This is a genomic window from Marinilabilia salmonicolor JCM 21150 (genome assembly GCF_000259075.1).
Taxonomy (GTDB): Bacteria; Bacteroidota; Bacteroidia; order Bacteroidales; family Marinilabiliaceae; genus Marinilabilia; species Marinilabilia salmonicolor.
Window position 1 is genome coordinate 25,853 of record NZ_AJKI01000056.1, and the last position, 19,230, is coordinate 45,082.

Here is a 19,230-nt window from a genome sequence, read left to right on the forward strand (position 1 = left end):
TTAAAAAAAAATATCTTCTCCTTCAATGTAGCCACCAACAGCAGTTTGGGATAATTGACAATGTCGGTGGGGCGAATGCGAGACAAATGGGATAAATGAAAACACACAGAATTAAAAAACAAATCCTTGCCATAAAAAAAGGTTGGTAGAAAAAAGATCACTATTTTTGAATCACCAAAAAGGGCTGAAAAAATATTCTGAACAGATCAAAAACATGGATGCTTTTGAGGATCCAAAAATGCGGTTCATGTAATCAATTGCATAAAGTCTGACAAATATCATTAATTTAGCCCTCCCGTTTTCATGTAAAACAATAAATATTAAACGGATGCAAAGGAGGCCAAAGCGAATACCCGATTATTTTGTCACCAGAAAGAATACCATATTGCAGGTATTGTTTGCAACTCTTTTTGCATACATTTTCATCAACATATACCGACCATTTGGGTCAGGAGAATGGTACAACATCAGTTCTGCTGAGTTTATTTTTTATTCAGGACTACTGGTAATAGCGGGAATGCTTGTGGTTTTGCTGAGCAGGATATTCCTGATGTTCCTGATAAAAAAGAAAAATCCCGTTACCATTCGTTATTACATTCTGATGATTGCAGGAGAAATACTTCTGATGGCTGCCATGTATGCTTTCCTGGAAAAATTCACCATGCATGATCCGCGAAGTTTCGGTTTTCTTTTTTACCTGGCGCTTCAAAATACAGCTCTTATACTATTGATTCCTTATGTAATATCATTGTTGTTTTTTGCCTGGAAAGAAAAGAGCATGAGCCTTAACAACCTTTTAAACCAGGTCAGGCACTCCTCCAATTTCATCTCATTTCATGATGACAAGGGAATCCTTCGAATCTCATTAAAACTTGAAGATTTACTTTATCTGGAGTCTTCCGACAATTATGTTTCCATAAAATATCTTCACAACAATCAACCTAAATCGGTTCTAATCCGGAATACGCTGAAGAATATTGAAAAGAAATTTGAAAATTCAACCCTGCTCAGATGTCATCGATCCTACATTGTTAACACCAAAAGGGTGAGCATGGTGAAGAAAGAGGGCACTGCAATGAAGCTATTAATTGAGAGTCCCAACAGTGAAAAGATACCGGTCTCAAGAGGATACCAAACCATGGTAAAAGATTTCTTTGACCAAAAACACAAATAACCTGAAACCTGAAAACAAATGTACAAAGTTGTAATTGTTGATGATGAACCCGGTGCATTAGCCGTTTTAAGCAAAATGGTAAATGATTTTTTTAATTTTGAAGTCATCGGGAAATTTTCTTCCCCTGAAAATCTGGTCGATGAACTGGCCATATTAAGACCGGACATTCTTTTTCTGGACATTCACCTGGGCACAAGATCGGGAGTGGATATCGCCAAAGAATTATACAAAAACCGTTGTACTACCCAGATTGTTTTTGTATCCGCCTATGACCAATATGCCCTTAAAGCGTTTGAATACAACATTATTGATTACATTCTAAAGCCCGTAAGCCCTGATCGTTTACAAAAATGCATAGAAAAAATTGAAAAAACGTTTGCTTCACGGAGCAATGAGCAACCATTAACGGAAAACATCAGCGCTCAAAAAGAGCATCAACTCATCCGATTCAATACACAATCCGGATTTTTACTGGTAAACCCAAAGGATATTGTTTTTTTAGAAGCCGATCATGTTTATACCAAAATTGTAATGGAAAAAGAGAGCGACCATTACGTAGCTCAGAACATAGGAAAAATTCTGGCTACCATCAATTCAGAAGACTTTGTCAGAATTTCCCGTTCGCATGTGATTAATACTACCTTTTTGAGAGAAGTCAACCGCACCCAGAAAAAATGCATCATGTACAACGGTGCTTCAGAGGTGGGATTAAGCATCTCCAAATCGGGGATGAAAGTATTGGAAGAATACTTTGGGTAAAATTCATTCGTTGTGCCAAACCTGCCATTCAGAAAAAGAACCACGCCATTCAGAAAACCACTGATTTTTGGCTTTTTTTACTCAAAATAATCTGTCATCTTTGACTCCTGTAATGCAAGAACCCAGCCCTTGAATCCGGACAACCTGCTCATTTCTTTTCTTTCAGAATCCCAATGGGGATTATGGGGGACATGGTCTTAAAGGGAAAGCAGCAAGTGTTGTCCGGATTTTCTAATAAACAGTTATTCAGCATACAATTGAATCTGTTCCAATGGCAATAAGCATTATCAGGCTTGATGACTGATAAAAACTATAAATGGATTTGCAGCACCGCAAGCCCAACCCTAAAAAAAACCGGGTAGTCTTTTGTTTCTTTCTTCTATGTATGTAATGGGGTATAAACATCTTAGCACTAACAAAAGCAGCCCGGTTTTTCTTTTCAGATTCATGTAAAGATTCTTACCATATTTTTTCATAAATCAGGCTTAGTTGCCCAGAACCTCTTTTTTCAGATGCGCATCATTGTGATGATTCGTTTATAAACTCATTCCATTTCTCCCCTGCAAATCTGCCTATTTCCCCCACTCTGGTTACCAAAAAAGCAGAGTACACAAAAAAGCGAACATTTTCTCTTTCTCAATCCTTACCTTTGCAGTTCAATTCATCAATAGCAAATGTATGGCAGACATTCACAAAACAGGATACAATTTTCAGCCACTGAAAGGATATGAGCATTTTGAGGCCACAACACAAATTATTCTGAAAGAAATAATTGCCCGCAACCTCCCTTTTGAGATTCTGGATGCCCAAAACAACCTCATCGCAGTCAAGCATAACAACAAAGAATACATCATTCACGAAGGCACCATTTCGGATGCCAACAGCCTCATTGCCTATTGGATTTCCAATGACAAATGGATGACCAAACAATTTCTGCAAAGGAAGGGGATCAGTCATGCCAAAGGATTCCTTCTCCAATCGGAAGCTGCGTTAAAAAATATAAACGATCTTAAGTTTCCGTTGGTGGTAAAACCTATGGATACCGACCACGGCATTGCTGTAAGCACCAACCTTGGTAACATTAAAGAAATTCAGAAAGCAGTAAAAAATGCGTTCAAATACTCAAAAAAAGTAATTATTGAAGAGTATCACCCTGGTCAGGAATACAGATTTCTGGTCATCGATGAGCAGGTACGTGCTATTGCATTCAGGGAACCGGCCAACATCACAGGAAACGGAAAAGATACCATTGACAGTCTGATTAAAACAAAAAACCAAAACCGTGGAGATGACTACACCCACCCGCTTCTAAAAATAAAAACCGATGAAGAGGTTTTGCGCCACCTTGAAAAACAACATTTATCTTTGCAGTCAGTTCCGGGAAATGGTCAAAAAATATTTCTGAGAAATAACTCGAACCTGAGTACAGGAGGAGACAGCATTGATGTCACCGACGACTTGCCGGATTTATACAAAGAAGTGGCCATTGAAGCAGCCCAGGCGGCAGGACTCAAAATTGCAGGCATCGACATAATCATAAAAAATCCACAGGCAGCCCCTTCCCCACAGAATTACATTGTGGTGGAACTCAATGCCCCGGCAATGCTCTCCATGCATGACTTTCCTTACATCGGAAAAAATCGCCAGGTGGAAAAATATGTATTGGATGTCATTTTTAGCTCTAAATAGTGCCCGTCTATAAAGTCGGGAAAATTTGCAAAAAGTCATGTGTCTGGTCAGAAAGTGCCAATTGCAAGGCTTGCGACCGCATGCCGCCTAAAGCTTTAGCGGTGGCGCAAGCCGCAAAAAACGGAGTTTACTTGGGTAAATGAGTATTTTGGCGGCAAGCGTAACGACGCAAATGGTACTTTATGGACAGACACTAAATAAACCAATAATTGAATGACAACAATAAGCGATACCATTATTTTGAATAAACACCAACTCACAGACTATCTGGCACAGGGAAGCAAGAGTCCTGATCAATGGGGGATTGGTACCGAACATGAGAAATTTCTTTATCGGAAAGACAGTCGTCAACGACTGGGCCACAACACAACCCCGGGAATAAGTCAGGTGATGCAACTGATGGCCAAAGAAGGCTGGACAACCATCCGGGAAGCCAACAATATCATAGGACTGGAAAAAGACGGGGCTTCTATTACTATTGAACCCGGGGGGCAGTTTGAATTATCAGGGAAAAATTTTCACAACATTCATCAAACCTATTGTGAAACCCGCAAACACTTTGAGGATCTGAGCAAGATATGCCAGGAAACAGGTGCTGTAACGCTGGCCCTGGGCTTCGACCCCTTATGCTCCAGAAAAGAAATGCAATGGATGCCTAAGGAGCGTTACCGGATTATGAAAGAGTACATGCCCTCCAAAGGTGGATTGGGACTTGATATGATGACACGAACAGCCACGATTCAGGTCAACCTCGATTACCAAAATGAACAGGACATGATCCGAAAAATGCGTGTAGGTCAGGCATTGCAGAGCACCGCCACCGCTCTTTTTGCCAATTCCCCGTTTACAGAAGGCCGCCCAAACGGATATTTGAGTTACCGTGCTCAGGTATGGGAAGATACCGACCCGGATCGATGTGGCTTTCTACCTTTCATTTTTGATCAGGATTTTGGTTTTGAACGGTGGGTGGACTACCTGCTGGATGTGCCTATGTATTTTATTCTAAGAGACGGTCAGTACATCGACAGTGAAAAGATGACTTTTCGCGCCTTTATGGCAGGAAAACACAAGTTAAGGCCAACCATGGAAGATTGGGAAACACATATCTCCACGGTCTTTCCGGATATCAGGTTAAAAAGATTCATCGAGATGCGGGGTGCCGATGCCAGCTGTGTTTCACACATTGCGGCACTTTCTGCCTTTTGGGTCGGACTCCTTTACGATGAGGATGCCCTCAATGAAAGCTACGAAATCATAAGGCAATGGGATATTGAAACGCTTCGGGAAATGAGATCCGGGGTCCCCAAGCAAGGGCTAAACGCATCAGCAAAAAACCTGAAAATAAGAGATATTGCACTTCAAATGCTTAGAATATCTGAAACAGGACTCTCACGCCGGTCAAAAAAGCTGGGAATAGAAGATGAAGGACAATACCTTGTCCCCATCATGGAAATTGCAGAGTCGGGTGTTACTCAGGCCGAAAGACATCTTCAAAAATACAAGACCGAATGGAATGGTGACCTAAGCCGGCTGATGCAATGCTGGCCACAGGCAGAACCGACTCAAGGAAAGTAAGCAGAACCATTGCCAAAAATCAATAAGCAACATTGTATGCGCTCGAAATTACTATTTCTGATTAAATACATGCACCGTTTCAGATGGTGGTACACAGGAGGGTTCATTTTCCTGGGACTGACCATCTGGACGTCGGTAACCATTCCTGAGTTTATTCAAAAAAGCATTGACATCATCTCAGATGGAGAGCCTGCCAGCAGGGATAGCTTCTACCACTATGTATTGATTATTCTGGGTCTGGCATTGGTTTTGATATTGGTCCGCACCCTTTCCAGGATTCTGTTCTTTGTCCCCGGAAGGCTGATTGAGAAGCAACTAAAAGGAAAAATGTTTCGGAAACTCTCTTCATTTGGCAAAGATTATTACGACCAAAATAGCACCGGCTCCATCATTTCCCGTATCAACAATGATATCAACGGAGTCCGGATGATAACAGGGTTTGGACTTTTACAAACCGGTAATATCATTTTCTCCTTATCGCTGACCCCCTATAAAATGTGGAATTTGTCACCTGCCCTCACCCTCTATTGTGTGATCCCGATGGTGCTGGTTTTCATTATCGTACGCGTGGGGATGGTTATAATGGTAAAAAACACCCACAGGCGAATGGATGCCCTGCAAAAACTTTCAGGCAAAACCATCTCCTTCCTGTCGGGCAACAGTGTTATTAAAAGCTACAACATCCATCGATGGGCTGAAGATAAGGTTGAAAAAGAGAATGTGTCGTTGTTCAAATACACCATGCGCATTACATGGATTCGGTCCTTCATTATTCCGTTACTGGGCAACCTGGAACAGATTCTTAAAATTGTGGTTCTGTTCGTGGGCGGTTTGTATGTCATCGAAGGCAAATTCACCCTTGGTCAACTCACCGAATACATCGCCTATTCAGCCCTCCTGACACAACCTGTCATGGGTTTGGGCTGGGTCCTTACCGTATTCCAGCAGGGATTTGTAGGGATTTCCAGTCTTCAGACCATCATGGACCGCACAGGAACCGATGACAACAAAAAACCGTTACCTGCAGAACACCAAAAAAACCTGTTCCAAAAAAGCATCACCTTCAAAAACCTCACTTACACTTATCACAATGGTGAGCATCCCACACTCAAAAACATTTCGTTTAGCATTAAACCAGGACAGGTAGTTGGCATAACCGGAAAAGTAGGAGCAGGCAAAACCACCCTTGTCAATCTTATTAACGGCTATCTCCGCCCAAGCCCGGGCCAGCTCTTTTTTGATGAGATGGATGCCGCGAATCTGCATGCCGAAGACATCCGCACTGTGGCAAAAACTGTAACACAGGAAGTCTTTCTTTTCTCAGACAGCATCCGAAACAACATCACTTTCGGTGCAAAAAAAGCCAACCACACCAACCTCTTTGAGGATGTAATTTTTAAGAGTGCTTTTGCGGATGAACTGGCCCGCTTTCCCAAACAAGAAGAAACCCTGGTCGGAGAAAAAGGAATTATGCTTTCCGGAGGCCAAAAACAGCGCATCAGCCTCGCCCGCTCCCTCTATACTCCCAGTAAACTGCTTATCCTCGATGATGTATTCTCCGCTGTAGATACCGATACAGAACGTTTTTTAATAAAACAGATTTTTGAACAGCATCCTGCAGAAAGTTTACTGGTGGTATCGAACCGGACCAGTGTACTGGAAAAAACAGACTTCACCATTGTGCTGGAAGAGGGCCGGATTGAAGCCATGGGAACACATAAAGAACTGATCAAAAAATCGAATTTTTACCGGGAAACCTGGGAGTTGCAGAAATGAGAGATCGAGGAATAAGGGTTGAGTAAAATAGAAAATTGTACTATGGCCAAATTATTATCAAATAAAGACTGGAGCCTGATCAAAAAATTCGGACGTTATTTTGTTCCACATAAAAAATGGCTCATTGTCAGCTTATCATCCATCCCTGTCACCACGACAGCAAGTATTTTGTTTTTATGGTTGGTAGAACGCATTATCGACGACTATATCGTTCCCGGTGACATCACAGGACTGAAGACTTTTGCGATGCTGCTTGCCGGAGTTTTGTTGCTAAACCTTCTTTTTGACGGCTTGTACAGCTACACCTTTTCTAAAGCAGGCGGACTGGCCATTGTGGATATGCGACGTGAATTGTTTGGCAAAGCCATCCGGTTCCCCATGCGTTACTACGACAAACACCCCATCGGGGTTACCCTCAGCCGGCTTACCAGCGATATGGAATCTATCAGTGAATCCTTTGCAGCAGGAATTCTGGGACTTTTATCAGAAAGCATTAAAACAACCGCCCTGATTGGTTACCTGTTTTACCTCAACTGGCGTTTAACGTTGGTTTTACTAATAGTAGTGCCATTAATTGTTCTGGTAATGCGATATCTGCGAAGAAAAATAAGAGCAGCCTTCGATGAATCGCGCACAAGTCTGGCCAAATCAGCCGCTTATCTTCAGGAATCGCTGAACGGAATGAAAACCATTCAGCTTTACAATGCGGAGAATGAAGCTTGGGACAAATACAACAACCTCAACCAAACTTATTGCAATGCCCAGAATCGCTCCAATGTTTACGATTCGGCATTGTACTCCATTGTGGAAGGCATCACCTCGGTGGCCACAGCAATGGTGTTGTTTTACGGCGCCATTCAGGTGTGGGACTACGGCTACACTATGGGAGTCCTGGTGGTTTTCATTACCACTCTTGGGCGTTTGTTCATTCCTGTACGACAGTTTGCCCAGCAAATATCAACTATTCAGAGGGCCCTTTCGGCGTTAGACCACATCAGTCACCTTTTTGAACAGGAAACAGAAGAGGATGGTAAGGAAACAGGAAAAGAAGCACCCTCTGAACTAAAGGAAATACGTTTTGAGAATGTTTCATTCCGCTACACTGAAGATGCTCCCGATGTACTAAAGAACATCTCATTTACCCTCCGGAAAGGCGACCGAATTGCGCTGGTTGGCACTACCGGATCAGGTAAGTCCACCATTATCCGACTGCTAACCAAGACTTATACCGGGTACCGCGGGTCCATCAAAATAAACGGTAAAGAGCTGAAAGATATTCCCCTGGCAGAAATCAGGAATATGATGTCGCTGATGCAACAGGACATCTTTATGTTCAACGACTCCATCCGGTTCAACATCGCTCTGGGCCGTGAATACCTGACAGAAGAAGACATCCGGAAAGCAGCCTCTTTTGTTTATGCTGATCACTTTATCAATCAGTTACCCGGAAAAATGGAGTATGTCATTCAGGACAATGGCGACAACCTTTCCAAAGGGCAGGGCCAGCTCATCTCATTTGCCCGTGCCATCAGTGGAAACAATGAACTCATCATTCTGGATGAGGCTACCAGTGCGGTTGACTCTCTGACAGAAAACTACATCCAGAAAGCCATAGAAAATATTTTCTCCTCACGCACGGTCATTGCCGTAGCACACCGGCTAAGTACCATCAAGCACAGTGATCAGATTCTGGTTCTGGAACAAGGCCAAATCATTGAACGCGGCAACCACGATGAACTTGTCAGTCAGGGAGGTAAATATGCCGGACTGGTAAAAACATGGGAGGAGAAGAAATCAGATGCATCTTAAGCGGAATAGACCCACTCCAATTTTTTTTTATGGATAATTCCACTATATTGTAACCAGAAAACCAAAATTATATTTACGATGGCAGACAATTTAGAAAAAATTGAGCTTGAGTACATTCTCAACACCTCGCCGGCAATTCTTTTCAACCGGCTGGCCACCCCCAGTGGCCTTTCAGAGTGGTTTGCCGACAATGTAAATGTAAAAGGAAAAATTTTTACATTTATATGGGAAGGAAGTGAACAACAAGCCGAACAAACCCTGCGCAAAGAAAACAAAATGGTCAGGTATCAGTGGTTGGATGAAGGGATGGAAGACATCTGGTTTGAATTCGACATCAATGTGGATGAACTTACCGGAGATGTGGCGCTGATTATCACCGACAATGTGGAGCCCGAAGATAAAGAAGACACCATTGAGCTTTGGGATCAACAAGTAGATGTTTTGAAACACGGACTGGGTTCATCCTGACTTAACAACTTATCGAACAACAACATAAAAGAGGAGCATTACGACTTTTACCTCTGTTATTAAGTAGTATTTGTCTATACAGCATTGTTGCTCAAAATCTAAATCCTCAAACACATTAGCATTCTGCAGTTTAGACTTCTCACACGCCTTGAATTTGAACTTTCTATTTCAAACACGCGAAAAACGCTTAGTTTATGGACCGCTTCTAAGTAGTGCCTTTCCATAAACTAAGCAATGTTTGTTTTTAGTCATGTGTCTGGTCAGAAAGTGCCAGTTGCAAGCCTTGCGAAGCCGCCAAAAACGGAGTTTACTTGGGTAAATAAGTATTTTGGCGGCAAGCATAACGAAGCAAATGGTACTTTATGGACAGACTCTAAGTAGTTTTCCTGATTGTGTTTGATAAACCCAACCTGTTCTTCAACGATTTGGAAGAATCTCTGAGAATAGAAGACTTGTATTCAAATTATCTACAAAGCAGGCTGAAAAATACTACTTGTTTCATTAACTTTGCATTCAAAATGTGGTACATATTTTGAATGCTTTTTTTTTGCTTTTACATTTGGGGAGGGCTAAAAATTATTTATCCCAACCCGTTACAAGTATTCAAAAAGTACACAAGTAAACACAGATGAAGAAAGTCCACCTGTTTATTCTCAAAAGTTATCTCGGCCCGTTGCTGATGACTTTTTTTATTTCCATGTTTATACTGGTCATGCAGTTTCTATGGCGGTACGTAGATGATTTGGTGGGAAAAGGACTGGAATGGCATGTATTGTCGGAGCTATTGTTTTATGCTTCTCTTCAGGTGGTACCCATGGCGCTTCCGTTGGCCATCCTATTGGCATCGTTGATGACTTTTGGAAACCTTGGAGAGAATTATGAGCTGACAGCTCTCAAATCAGCAGGCATCTCCTTACCCAGGATTATGCTCCCACTGATTATCCTTACTTTCCTGACATCGTTTGGAGCATATAAATTCTCCAACAATGTTTTACCGGTTGCCAACCTGAAACTGGTATCTATTCTTCACGGAATCAAAGAGACCCGCCTGGAGCTGGACATCAAAGAAAATGTATTCTATCAGGGAGTTGATGACTTCAGCATTAAAGTGAAGAAAAAAGACCCTTCGAAAAATATGCTTTACGATGTTATGATCTACGACCATCGGGATCGTTACGCCCGTAACAGCAATGTTACACTTGCCGACTCCGGAAAACTCCTCATGTCGGACGACAAAAAATTTCTGAAACTGATTCTTTACAATGGAGTACGATACGATGAAAAAGTAGGACTCGAAAAAAACAGTCGCAAGAAACAGGACCATCTGTTCCGGACCGACGATTTTGAAACCCAGACCGCCATTATTCCATTGAAAGGTTTCGACTTCTCCAAGACAGACGAGAACCTCTTCAAGCACAGTGACCGCATGAAAACACTGGACCAGATCAACCACGATCTGGATTCCATAAACGGAGAAAAAGATAAGTTTGTAAATAATCTGGAATCACGTTCCCGCTCCTTCTACTTCTCCAAAGTCAGGCATAAAACACGTAAAACATCCACCAATCCGGGCAATAATCGGGATTTTTCGGAAATAGACTCCACAGCAGCAATAAATATTGACAGTGTCTTTCAAGAACTTAGCAACAGCCGGCAACAAATGGTATATGATATGGCATTGCGTCAGGCCAGAAATACCAAAAGCACGATTGATGAACGCATGAAATTTATCGAACGCCAGGACACCAACTTACGCAGACACAAAATGGAGATGCACCGAAAGTTCACCCTGCCTTTTGCCTGTTTGATATTTTTCTTTATCGGAGCCCCGCTGGGAGCCATCATTCGTAAAGGAGGGCTCGGAATGCCGGTGGTAATATCTGTTCTTTTCTTTGTCGCTTATTACATTATCGATACCATGGGAGCCAAACTGGCCCGCGAAGGAGTGTGGCTGGTATATCAGGGAATGTGGCTTTCATCGGCCATACTGCTGCCACTGGGCGTATTTTTGACCTATAAATCAGCCACCGATTCAGCCATTATGAATTCTGATGCCTACGTAATTTTCTTTCAGAAATTCCTGGCCAGGTTTAAACGAAAAAAGAAATGGGATTAGTTCCGGAATAAAAATATCTCTTAGCTTTTTTTACACTTCATTATCTGGGTTAAATGACATCCGGCATTGTGGCTGATAATTATTTGTGTAATTTTGTAATCTTTAAATGACAATTATTCAAAGCCATGGGCAACACTTCCGAAATTCAACTAAATACAATCGATGAAGCCATAGAAGCATTCCGCAAAGGGGAACTGGTTATTGTGGTGGATGATGAGGACCGCGAAAACGAAGGAGATTTCATAACCTCTGCCGAACTAATAACACCCGAAAAGGTAAACTTCATGGCCAAGCATGGTCGTGGCCTTATCTGTGCACCCTTGCTGGAAGAGCGTTGTGATGAACTGGAACTGGAGTTAATGGTAGGAAAGAATACTTCACTTCACGCCACCCCGTTTACAGTTTCTGTTGATTTATTGGGAAACGGATGCACTACAGGCATCTCTGCTACCGACAGAGCAAAAACAATAAAAGCACTGAGCGATCCTGCCACCAAACCGGAAGATTTGGGCAGACCGGGGCATATTTTTCCGCTCAAAGCAAAGGAAAAAGGAGTGCTTCGACGGTCAGGACATACCGAAGCGGCTGTTGATCTGGCAAGATTAGCAGAACTCTCCCCTTCAGGAGTGCTGGTAGAAATAATGAATGATGACGGTTCCATGGCACGGCTTCCACAATTAATGGAAATTGCCAAAAAATTTGATCTGAAAATCATCACCATAAAAGATCTGATAACTTATCGCCTTCAAAAAGAAAGTCTGATAGTAAAAGGAGTGGAAGTTCATTTACCCACAGCTCACGGAGACTTCCAATTCATCCCCTTCAAACAAAAGTCCAACGGATTGGAGCACATGGCCCTGATTAAAGGCACCTGGGATGAAGATGAGCCCATTTTGGTGAGAGTTCACTCTTCGTGCGCCACCGGTGACATCTTCGGATCCTTGAGGTGTGAATGTGGTGAACAACTCCAAAAAGCTATGGAAACCATAGAAAAAGAAGGTAAAGGAGTTATTGTATATATGAATCAGGAGGGCCGGGGCATTGGACTGATGAATAAAATAAAAGCCTACAAACTTCAGGAAGAGGGACGCGATACGGTGGATGCCAATACCGACCTTGGATTTGAAGCCGACGAACGCGATTATGGCGTTGGAGCACAAATACTCAGGGAACTTGGAGTAAAAAAAATGCGTCTGATGACCAACAATCCCATCAAACGCATAGGACTGGAAGGGTACGGACTGACCATTGTAGAAAACATACCCATTGAAGTGGAACCCAACCCCTACAACGAGTTCTATATGCATACAAAGAAAGAGCGAATGGGACATAACCTCAAATTTTTCAAATACATGGATCATCCGGCTAATTTTAAAAAGAAGAAGTAATTTATAGCAATCAATTGATAGTCAGTAGCGAATAGTAAATTGAAAGAAAGATTCTTAGGAAATTCTAATCCGGAGAATGAGAAGAGGCTCAATGAATGGCTGATTACTTACACAAGATCATCCCTCAAAATATTATACAATGCCGGCTTTAGCCGGCATTTTTTTATCCCACTTTTTAAGCCCGGGAAGAGCCGCGATATTTTTCGTACTTTTGTTCAAAACACAGAACCTATGCAGAATTTAAGAATCGTATTCATGGGAACTCCGGACTTTGCAACGGAGAGTCTTAAAGCATTGCTGAATGCCGGAGCCAATATTGCAGGTGTCATCACAGCACCCGACAAACCAGCAGGCAGAGGAAGGAAATTAAAACCTTCACCGGTAAAAGATTTTGCTGTAGAAAACGGATTAACTGTTCTGCAACCAGAAAAACTTAAAGATCCAGGATTTCTGGAAGAGTTGAAGTCATTGCAAGCCGACCTGCAGGTTGTCGTTGCCTTCAGAATGTTGCCTGAGGTCGTCTGGAATATGCCCCCCAAAGGCACTTTTAACCTTCATGCTTCCCTCCTGCCTGCATACAGGGGAGCTGCACCAATCAACTGGGCAGTGATCAATGGAGAAAAGAAAACCGGAGTGACCACTTTCTTTCTAAAGCATGAAATAGATACAGGGGACATTATTTTTCAGGAAGAAGTTTCCATTTCAAAAAATGACAATGCCGGAACAGTTCACGATAAGTTAATGGAGGTTGGCGCCCGACTGGTTGTTAAAACAGTGGAAGCTGTAGCTTCGGACAATATAAAACCGGTCCCCCAGCCACAAAAAGAATTAAAACCGGCACCAAAAATATTCAAAGAAGATTGTCGCATTGACTGGAATACCGAAAGTGAAAAGATTCATAATCTGATAAGAGGACTCAGCCCTTACCCGGCAGCATGGACAGACATGATATTGCCTGATGGCACTATAACATCAGTTAAAATTTTTGAAACAGAAGAAAACGACTCCGACGGATTAAAAGCCGGAGAAATATACAGCGATAACAAGAAACTCATTCTGGCAGGAACGACCAATGGAGCTTTAAAAATCCATGAACTCCAGGTAGCAGGAAAAAAACGAATGAAAACTGAAGATTTTCTCAGAGGTCATAAATTGGAAGCCGGAGCAAGATTTGAATAAAAGAATTGGGGCAGAGAAATTTCTCTACCCCAATTTTCTTTATTCTTCATCATGGTAAACAAAAGTTACTTTATGGCCCTTGCCCTGATTATTAAAAATATTGTTGAAAAAAGCCGCTGCAGCCTGAATTTTAATAGTCTCCCCACGTTTATTTACCACATCCCAGTATCTGACAATCTCATACTCATTTTTGATAAACATATCATGAGCCGTTTGTAACTTCTCATGCATTTCAGTGGGGACAACCGAAGTAAAGTGTTTTCCCTGGAGTTCTCCCGGTTCATAACCGTAAATCTCATTGTACCGTGGGTTCACATGCGTATAATAGCCCTTATCATCCGTTACGCAAATCCCAAGAACGTCCTCTGAGTCAATAATTTCTCGTGCATTCTGCGGATTCTCGGCAATCTCTGCTTTAATCTCTTTGGTTCGGTGAATGTTGATTCGTCCCATATTCTAATTTCATTTAAAGGTTATCTATTTATATATTTAGATAACCATTTGGGAGTAGATTTGTTCAATAAATCACAATATTTGCTCTACAAAAGCTATCGCAATTTAATCCTGTCCCCCGGTCGTGGTTCTTTCCCCTCGGGCATTCCATTAATTTTATAGAGACTTTTCATTTTGACTCCATAAATTTGAGAAATCTCAAACATGGTTTCATTTTCACGTACCAGATGTGATTTATGATTGGGATGCCCATTCTTTCTTTTAGGCTGAATGTAGAGATACTTATAATCAGTCACCTTTCCGCGTTCGGCACCCAAATCATTATATCGTGGCAACTCCCAGTCTCTGAGCCCAAACTCTTCGGCAATTCCGGAAAACGTATCGGAAGGTTTAACGTTCACGTACTTCACCCCGTTGTTGAAGTGTACCTCATGCCTGGAAAAGGGGTCAATCTCATGAGTTCCTGCCGAAGTTCCTCTTTCAGCAGTTCTTCTCCAGGTTGTCTGACTGCCACCCTCCTCATCAAACAAATACAACTGATATTTTTCAATAAGATCAATAAGTCGCTTGGCATAATTGGGATCAGTGGCATAACCTGCTTTCTTCAAGCCTTTGGACCAACCTTTATAATCGGTTGCGTCTAATTCAAAAAGAGATGCATACCGTGAGCGCCCGGTCAGAAATTTTGCATGATCAGCATAAGAATCATAAACAGAGTTGTATTTCCTGAAACATTCATTTCTTCTGTCATCGTGGTGATAAACTTTCTCGCCGGTCCACTCATGGCACTTAATCCCAAAATGGTTATTGGCTTCCACAGCAAGCCGGCTGTTGCCATTGCCCGATTCGAGCATCCCCTGTGCCAGGGTAATACTAGCCGGAACGCCGGTTCGTGTCATATTCATTACAGCCCATTCATTATATTTCTCGATATAGTCCTGAGGTGAGAGACGGGAAGAAGATTGTCCGGACAAACCAGAAAAAAAGAATAAGAATAATAAGCAACTCAAAAATACTCTTAACGACATGATCAATAAATTTCGTAAACCCTTGAAAGGACTATTGTTTCCAAAAAAATAATAGCAACAAATATATAAAAACATTCATCAGTATAAAATTAGTCTAAGTTATTGGCCCGACAGCACTCGCATGTAAAGATTTTATACATTGCTGTTTATAGCATCCCTTCCATGCTCGTTTCATCCATACAAAATATGTTTTTAAGGTGTCATCCACACTTCTTGAAGTAGTTTCATGAATAAAAAAGACAAGAAATGCCTTAAATCAGTTTTGTCTCCTGAACCATCGTGATAAACTTTTGGGGGACGCATTATTATAATGAACCATTTTTAAGAGAGGGAGAGGGGAACTCTTAATTCTTTTACATTGGTGTCCGGCATAGCATTGCTTTTCCCCTTTCATATTCAATCCCATTGCCGGGCACAAATTATTATGAAAAACATCTCTTGGTGTGTTGGGCAAAAACTACTACTTTTAAGAAAAAACTTTATGTCTTTAAAAACACCTCAAAGCTTTAATTTCCCATTCGAAGAGTTTGAATCATCCTCCGCACTTAACATCCGGGAAAAAGAACTTGTAGAGAAGGCAGAAGAAATAGCCAAAGATGCTTACGCAGTATATTCAAATTTCAGTGTTGGTGCGGCAGTACTTCTTGAAAACGGCATAATTGTCACAGGAAGTAACCAGGAAAATGCTGCGTATCCATCAGGACTATGTGCCGAAAGAGTCGCATTGTTTTATGCATCTTCGCAATATCCTGACACGGCCGTTAAAGCCATCGCAGTAACAGCATTGCGCAACAAACAACCACTTGACGAGCCTGTCCCTCCGTGTGGCAGCTGCCGCCAGGTTTTTGTGGAATGGGAGAAACGATTCAAACAACCATTCGTTGTTCTGATGGCAGGAAAGAAAAAAATCATCAGAATTGAAAAGGCAAGCTGGCTGTTACCGTTTAATTTTCAGTCGGACTTTCTTTAATCCGGTGTTCTATTCCTCCATCTCTTTGAGGACTTTCTCCACCTCCTCTTCTGTGTTTTTTAATTTATTGCGACAAAAGCGCACCAATTCGGATACCCGTTTAACTTTTTCTGACAATTCATCAACATCAAGTTCTTCATTTTCCATTTTTTCGAGAATTTCTTCAATCTCGGAAAGTGCCTGATTATAAGTCAGTTTTTTCTGTGCCATTATCAATTGTATTAATTACTTTTTGTTCAGTCTTACCTTCTCCACTTTTCCGGTCAATTCCCCATCGTAAAACCTCGTATTAACCGTATCTCCGGGATTCATTTCCGCCGCACTTTTTACCAGTTTTCCACCGGCATAAGTCAGGGAATACCCTTTCTTCAATAATTTTTCCGGATCGTTAAGTCTGGAAGCATTCTCCAGATAATTAATTCTTTTTTCTTCAGCAGCAAACCTCCGTCCGGGCAAAGAAAGCAGACTCTGTTGATAATGATGCAACGCAATTCTTTGCTGTTTTACCATTTGTCCTCCGTAATCAAAGATCTTTTCCTTCAACCGGGCCAGCAGATTGTTCTCAATTCCTATCCTCCGGGACGCCATCACCGGCAATTTCCCTACCAACCGCTCCAATGTATTGGTTCGCCGCTGCAGGTCCATTTTCACATTAGGAACATAAGAGGCAGCAATATGCTCAGCCCGCTGCTTTTCAGCCTGAATTAAATCTCTGGCCACTTCTGCTACCTGCAGTGCCTTATCATCCACCACAGCCAGAAATTCTCCGGCCTTTTCAATGAGAAACGCTGCAACGGCCGTCGGTGTCTTCAATGACGTATTGGCCACCAGATCGGCCACCGATTCATCTCTTTCATGACCGATACCGGTAAGCACAGGCAATGGAAACTGGGCTATATGATAAGCCACCCAGTAACTGTCAAAACACAACAGGTCAATGGTTGCCCCTCCCCCTCTGATGAGCACTACTGCATCGAAAAAATCAATGTAATTAAAAATCCGGTCAAAAGCTTCCGCAATAGATTGCTCGGCACGTTCTCCCTGCATCACTGCAGGAAACAGGTGATGATAAAACTTTATCCCGTAAGGGTTACTCTCCAGCTGATTAATAAAATCACCATACCCGGCTGCTGTAGGAGAAGAAATAATGGCAATTTTCTGGATGACTGCGGGAAGTTCCAGGTCCTTATTCATCTCCAAAACACCTTCCTCTTCGAGGCGCATCAACACTTCTCTCCTTTTTCGGGCAAGATCTCCCATTGTGTAAGAAGGATCTATGTCTGTGATGATCAGACTTAACCCAAAAACCTCCTGAAACTGAACCGTCACCTTCACAAGAACTTTGAGTCCACTACTTAACACCTGACCGGTAGAGGATTCAAAATAAGCCTTAAGCATACGGTAATTCCGGGCCCAAATCATAGCACGCGAACGTGCCACCAATTGATCACCGGCATCATCTTTCTCAATTAAATCGAGGTAACAATGGCCGGTACGATTGACTCTCAATTCGCCAATCTCGGCCTTTACCCAGATTGAATGCATCATGGCATCATCGAGAACACCCTTGATTTTCTGATTTAACTGAAATAAAGTGATGGCTTCCTGGCCCATACTCTTTTTTTCTTAGCGCATATACTCTTCCGGATTACCCATAAAATTCTCCGGATCTTTCAATTTTTTCCGATTCTCCTCATAACGCTGAAACTCTTTCATTTCCTTCTCTGTCAGGAGATGTTCATTTTGAACAATTCCCTCTTCGTAGAGCAATGTAAAACTCTTTCTCCCCAACGCATCATAAAAGACCCAGGTACTGTCGCGCAGATTATTTTTATAAAAACCATCAATCTCTTTCTGTCCATTTTCAAAATAGACGGAGTATGGTCCGTGCAAATCGCCATTGTTGTAACTAATCTTTACACGAAGTCTACCATCGGGATAATAACGCTTCTCTGTTCCCTGTTTCTCTCCCTTCTCATAGGTCACTTCAGCGGCAAGTTCTCCGGAATCGAAATAGATTTCGGATTTTCCGGCTTTTTCATCAAACTGAAATTCTTCTTTGGCTTTCAGGTTGCCCTCCATATCGTAGAAATGCCATACACTATCCTTTTGCATATTAAGGTAAAATCCTTCGCCCAGCAGATTTCCGCCTTCAGAGTAGAATTTCCCTTTTCCCCGATTGGTGTTTTCATCAAACACAATCTCCACATACTTATTCCCATTCTTGTAGTACCTGATCAACGTATCCACCGGTTGGTCATCAACAAAGCGGGCTTTGTACGCCGGGGTACCATTGGGATGATAGCGCATCCAGTTGCCCTGCCGCCGTCCTTTTTCATCACGAAGGTTTTCATATTTCTGTTCTCTCTCTTCCTTTGTCTGAACGGCCTCCGGTTTCTCAAAAAGTCCTACCTGAGCATGAACTGACTGAAACATCAGCAGTATAAAAGAAGCTATTAATAATTGACGAATCATATCCTTGTTTTTCTAATCCAATTACAATTATTGTGCAAATGAAGTCTTGCTGACACAAAAGTATTAATTGTTCCTGAATAAAAAACTAAAAAAGAGCTTGGAGCTTAGGGCATAGGGGTTGGAGCTTGGAGCTTGGGGCAGTGTTTATGAGGGTTGAGAATTGAGAGTTGAGTTCCTTTTTTCACTGAGGCTGGATTTTTGGCATGACAATATATTCTTCCATTTATAGGTGGAGTAAATTACTGTTTGATTTTCCCATTTCATGATGGTCCGGCCCGGCCGGAGGACAGTTTAGCAGCAATGGCGTTGCAATGAATGGGAACAAAAAAAGGCTGCCCAACGGACAGCCTTTTTTTGATTAAAACAGCTCT

General features: G+C 42.0%; 16 protein-coding genes. 11 read left to right on the plus strand and 5 right to left on the minus strand.

Features of this window, described 5'->3' with window-relative positions; all coding sequences use genetic code 11:
• Positions 1 to 328 precede the first annotated feature (328 nt).
• From W7W_RS0119730 to fmt, 10 genes are all read left to right on the plus strand, one after another.
• Positions 329 to 1,174: a LytTR family transcriptional regulator DNA-binding domain-containing protein gene (locus W7W_RS0119730; protein ID WP_010665357.1), complete on the plus strand. Its 846-nt coding sequence runs from the start codon at positions 329 to 331 to the stop codon at positions 1,172 to 1,174.
• A gap of 18 nt (positions 1,175 to 1,192) precedes the next feature.
• Positions 1,193 to 1,933, plus strand: coding sequence for a LytR/AlgR family response regulator transcription factor (locus W7W_RS0119735; protein ID WP_010665358.1), 741 nt, complete (start codon positions 1,193 to 1,195; stop codon positions 1,931 to 1,933).
• 678 nt (positions 1,934 to 2,611) lie between these two features.
• Positions 2,612 to 3,622: a glutamate--cysteine ligase gene (locus W7W_RS0119745; RefSeq protein WP_010665359.1), complete on the plus strand. Its 1,011-nt coding sequence runs from the start codon at positions 2,612 to 2,614 to the stop codon at positions 3,620 to 3,622.
• 213 nt (positions 3,623 to 3,835) lie between these two features.
• Complete coding sequence (locus W7W_RS0119750; protein ID WP_010665360.1) at positions 3,836 to 5,197, plus strand: glutamate--cysteine ligase; 1,362 nt, start codon at positions 3,836 to 3,838, stop codon at positions 5,195 to 5,197.
• A gap of 36 nt (positions 5,198 to 5,233) precedes the next feature.
• Positions 5,234 to 6,973 carry an ABC transporter ATP-binding protein gene (locus W7W_RS0119755; protein ID WP_010665361.1) on the plus strand — a complete coding sequence of 580 codons (1,740 nt, stop codon included), beginning with the start codon at positions 5,234 to 5,236 and terminating at the stop codon, positions 6,971 to 6,973.
• 42 nt (positions 6,974 to 7,015) lie between these two features.
• Positions 7,016 to 8,782, plus strand: coding sequence for an ABC transporter ATP-binding protein (locus W7W_RS0119760; protein ID WP_010665362.1), 1,767 nt, complete (start codon positions 7,016 to 7,018; stop codon positions 8,780 to 8,782).
• Positions 8,783 to 8,860: 78 nt separating this feature from the next.
• Positions 8,861 to 9,250, plus strand: a complete 390-nt coding sequence (locus W7W_RS0119765) for an START-like domain-containing protein (protein ID WP_010665363.1) — start codon at positions 8,861 to 8,863, stop codon at positions 9,248 to 9,250.
• 628 nt (positions 9,251 to 9,878) lie between these two features.
• The gene (locus W7W_RS0119775; protein ID WP_010665364.1) at positions 9,879 to 11,366 is read left to right on the plus strand and encodes an LptF/LptG family permease; all 1,488 of its coding nucleotides are present in this window, start codon (positions 9,879 to 9,881) and stop codon (positions 11,364 to 11,366) included.
• A 125-nt stretch (positions 11,367 to 11,491) separates the two neighbouring features.
• Complete coding sequence (locus W7W_RS0119780; protein WP_010665365.1) at positions 11,492 to 12,754, plus strand: bifunctional 3,4-dihydroxy-2-butanone-4-phosphate synthase/GTP cyclohydrolase II; 1,263 nt, start codon at positions 11,492 to 11,494, stop codon at positions 12,752 to 12,754.
• 231 nt (positions 12,755 to 12,985) lie between these two features.
• Complete coding sequence (gene fmt / locus W7W_RS0119785; RefSeq protein WP_010665366.1) at positions 12,986 to 13,933, plus strand: methionyl-tRNA formyltransferase; 948 nt, start codon at positions 12,986 to 12,988, stop codon at positions 13,931 to 13,933.
• Positions 13,934 to 13,972: 39 nt separating this feature from the next.
• Here fmt and W7W_RS0119790 read toward each other — a convergent pair whose 3' ends face one another.
• Positions 13,973 to 14,386 (minus strand): PAS domain S-box protein, encoded by a 414-nt coding sequence (locus W7W_RS0119790; protein ID WP_010665367.1) that lies wholly within the window; start codon positions 14,384 to 14,386, stop codon positions 13,973 to 13,975.
• A 95-nt stretch (positions 14,387 to 14,481) separates the two neighbouring features.
• The gene (locus W7W_RS0119795; RefSeq protein ID WP_025007133.1) at positions 14,482 to 15,414 is read right to left on the minus strand and encodes a glucosaminidase domain-containing protein; all 933 of its coding nucleotides are present in this window, start codon (positions 15,412 to 15,414) and stop codon (positions 14,482 to 14,484) included.
• Between the two features lie 481 nt (positions 15,415 to 15,895).
• Between W7W_RS0119795 and W7W_RS0119800 the strand changes: the two genes are divergently transcribed.
• The gene (locus W7W_RS0119800) at positions 15,896 to 16,384 is read left to right on the plus strand and encodes a cytidine deaminase (protein WP_010665369.1); all 489 of its coding nucleotides are present in this window, start codon (positions 15,896 to 15,898) and stop codon (positions 16,382 to 16,384) included.
• A gap of 9 nt (positions 16,385 to 16,393) precedes the next feature.
• On the opposite strand, the gene xseB is transcribed toward W7W_RS0119800, so the two are convergent.
• Genes xseB through W7W_RS0119815 form a run of 3 tightly spaced genes read right to left on the minus strand, consistent with a single transcriptional unit; the run spans position 16,394 to position 18,859 of the window.
• Positions 16,394 to 16,594: an exodeoxyribonuclease VII small subunit gene (gene xseB, locus W7W_RS0119805; protein ID WP_010665370.1), complete on the minus strand. Its 201-nt coding sequence runs from the start codon at positions 16,592 to 16,594 to the stop codon at positions 16,394 to 16,396.
• 15 nt (positions 16,595 to 16,609) lie between these two features.
• Complete coding sequence (gene xseA, locus W7W_RS0119810) at positions 16,610 to 17,998, minus strand: exodeoxyribonuclease VII large subunit (protein WP_010665371.1); 1,389 nt, start codon at positions 17,996 to 17,998, stop codon at positions 16,610 to 16,612.
• 12 nt (positions 17,999 to 18,010) lie between these two features.
• Positions 18,011 to 18,859, minus strand: a complete 849-nt coding sequence (locus W7W_RS0119815; protein WP_010665372.1) for a toxin-antitoxin system YwqK family antitoxin — start codon at positions 18,857 to 18,859, stop codon at positions 18,011 to 18,013.
• Between the last annotated feature and the right edge of the window lie 371 nt (positions 18,860 to 19,230).

What these genes read in the sequence shown, in the direction of transcription:
- W7W_RS0119730 (WP_010665357.1), top strand. Translation starts at nt 329, where the DNA reads ATGCAAAGGAGGCCAAAGCGAATACCCGATTATTTTGTCACCAGAAAG.
- W7W_RS0119735 (WP_010665358.1), top strand. Translation starts at nt 1,193, where the DNA reads ATGTACAAAGTTGTAATTGTTGATGATGAACCCGGTGCATTAGCCGTT.
- W7W_RS0119745 (WP_010665359.1), top strand. Translation starts at nt 2,612, where the DNA reads ATGGCAGACATTCACAAAACAGGATACAATTTTCAGCCACTGAAAGGA.
- W7W_RS0119750 (WP_010665360.1), top strand. Translation starts at nt 3,836, where the DNA reads ATGACAACAATAAGCGATACCATTATTTTGAATAAACACCAACTCACA.
- W7W_RS0119755 (WP_010665361.1), top strand. Translation starts at nt 5,234, where the DNA reads ATGCGCTCGAAATTACTATTTCTGATTAAATACATGCACCGTTTCAGA.
- W7W_RS0119760 (WP_010665362.1), top strand. Translation starts at nt 7,016, where the DNA reads ATGGCCAAATTATTATCAAATAAAGACTGGAGCCTGATCAAAAAATTC.
- W7W_RS0119765 (WP_010665363.1), top strand. Translation starts at nt 8,861, where the DNA reads ATGGCAGACAATTTAGAAAAAATTGAGCTTGAGTACATTCTCAACACC.
- W7W_RS0119775 (WP_010665364.1), top strand. Translation starts at nt 9,879, where the DNA reads ATGAAGAAAGTCCACCTGTTTATTCTCAAAAGTTATCTCGGCCCGTTG.
- W7W_RS0119780 (WP_010665365.1), top strand. Translation starts at nt 11,492, where the DNA reads ATGGGCAACACTTCCGAAATTCAACTAAATACAATCGATGAAGCCATA.
- fmt (WP_010665366.1), top strand. Translation starts at nt 12,986, where the DNA reads ATGCAGAATTTAAGAATCGTATTCATGGGAACTCCGGACTTTGCAACG.
- W7W_RS0119790 (WP_010665367.1), bottom strand. Translation starts at nt 14,386, where the DNA reads ATGGGACGAATCAACATTCACCGAACCAAAGAGATTAAAGCAGAGATT.
- W7W_RS0119795 (WP_025007133.1), bottom strand. Translation starts at nt 15,414, where the DNA reads ATGTCGTTAAGAGTATTTTTGAGTTGCTTATTATTCTTATTCTTTTTT.
- W7W_RS0119800 (WP_010665369.1), top strand. Translation starts at nt 15,896, where the DNA reads ATGTCTTTAAAAACACCTCAAAGCTTTAATTTCCCATTCGAAGAGTTT.
- xseB (WP_010665370.1), bottom strand. Translation starts at nt 16,594, where the DNA reads ATGGCACAGAAAAAACTGACTTATAATCAGGCACTTTCCGAGATTGAA.
- xseA (WP_010665371.1), bottom strand. Translation starts at nt 17,998, where the DNA reads ATGGGCCAGGAAGCCATCACTTTATTTCAGTTAAATCAGAAAATCAAG.
- W7W_RS0119815 (WP_010665372.1), bottom strand. Translation starts at nt 18,859, where the DNA reads ATGATTCGTCAATTATTAATAGCTTCTTTTATACTGCTGATGTTTCAG.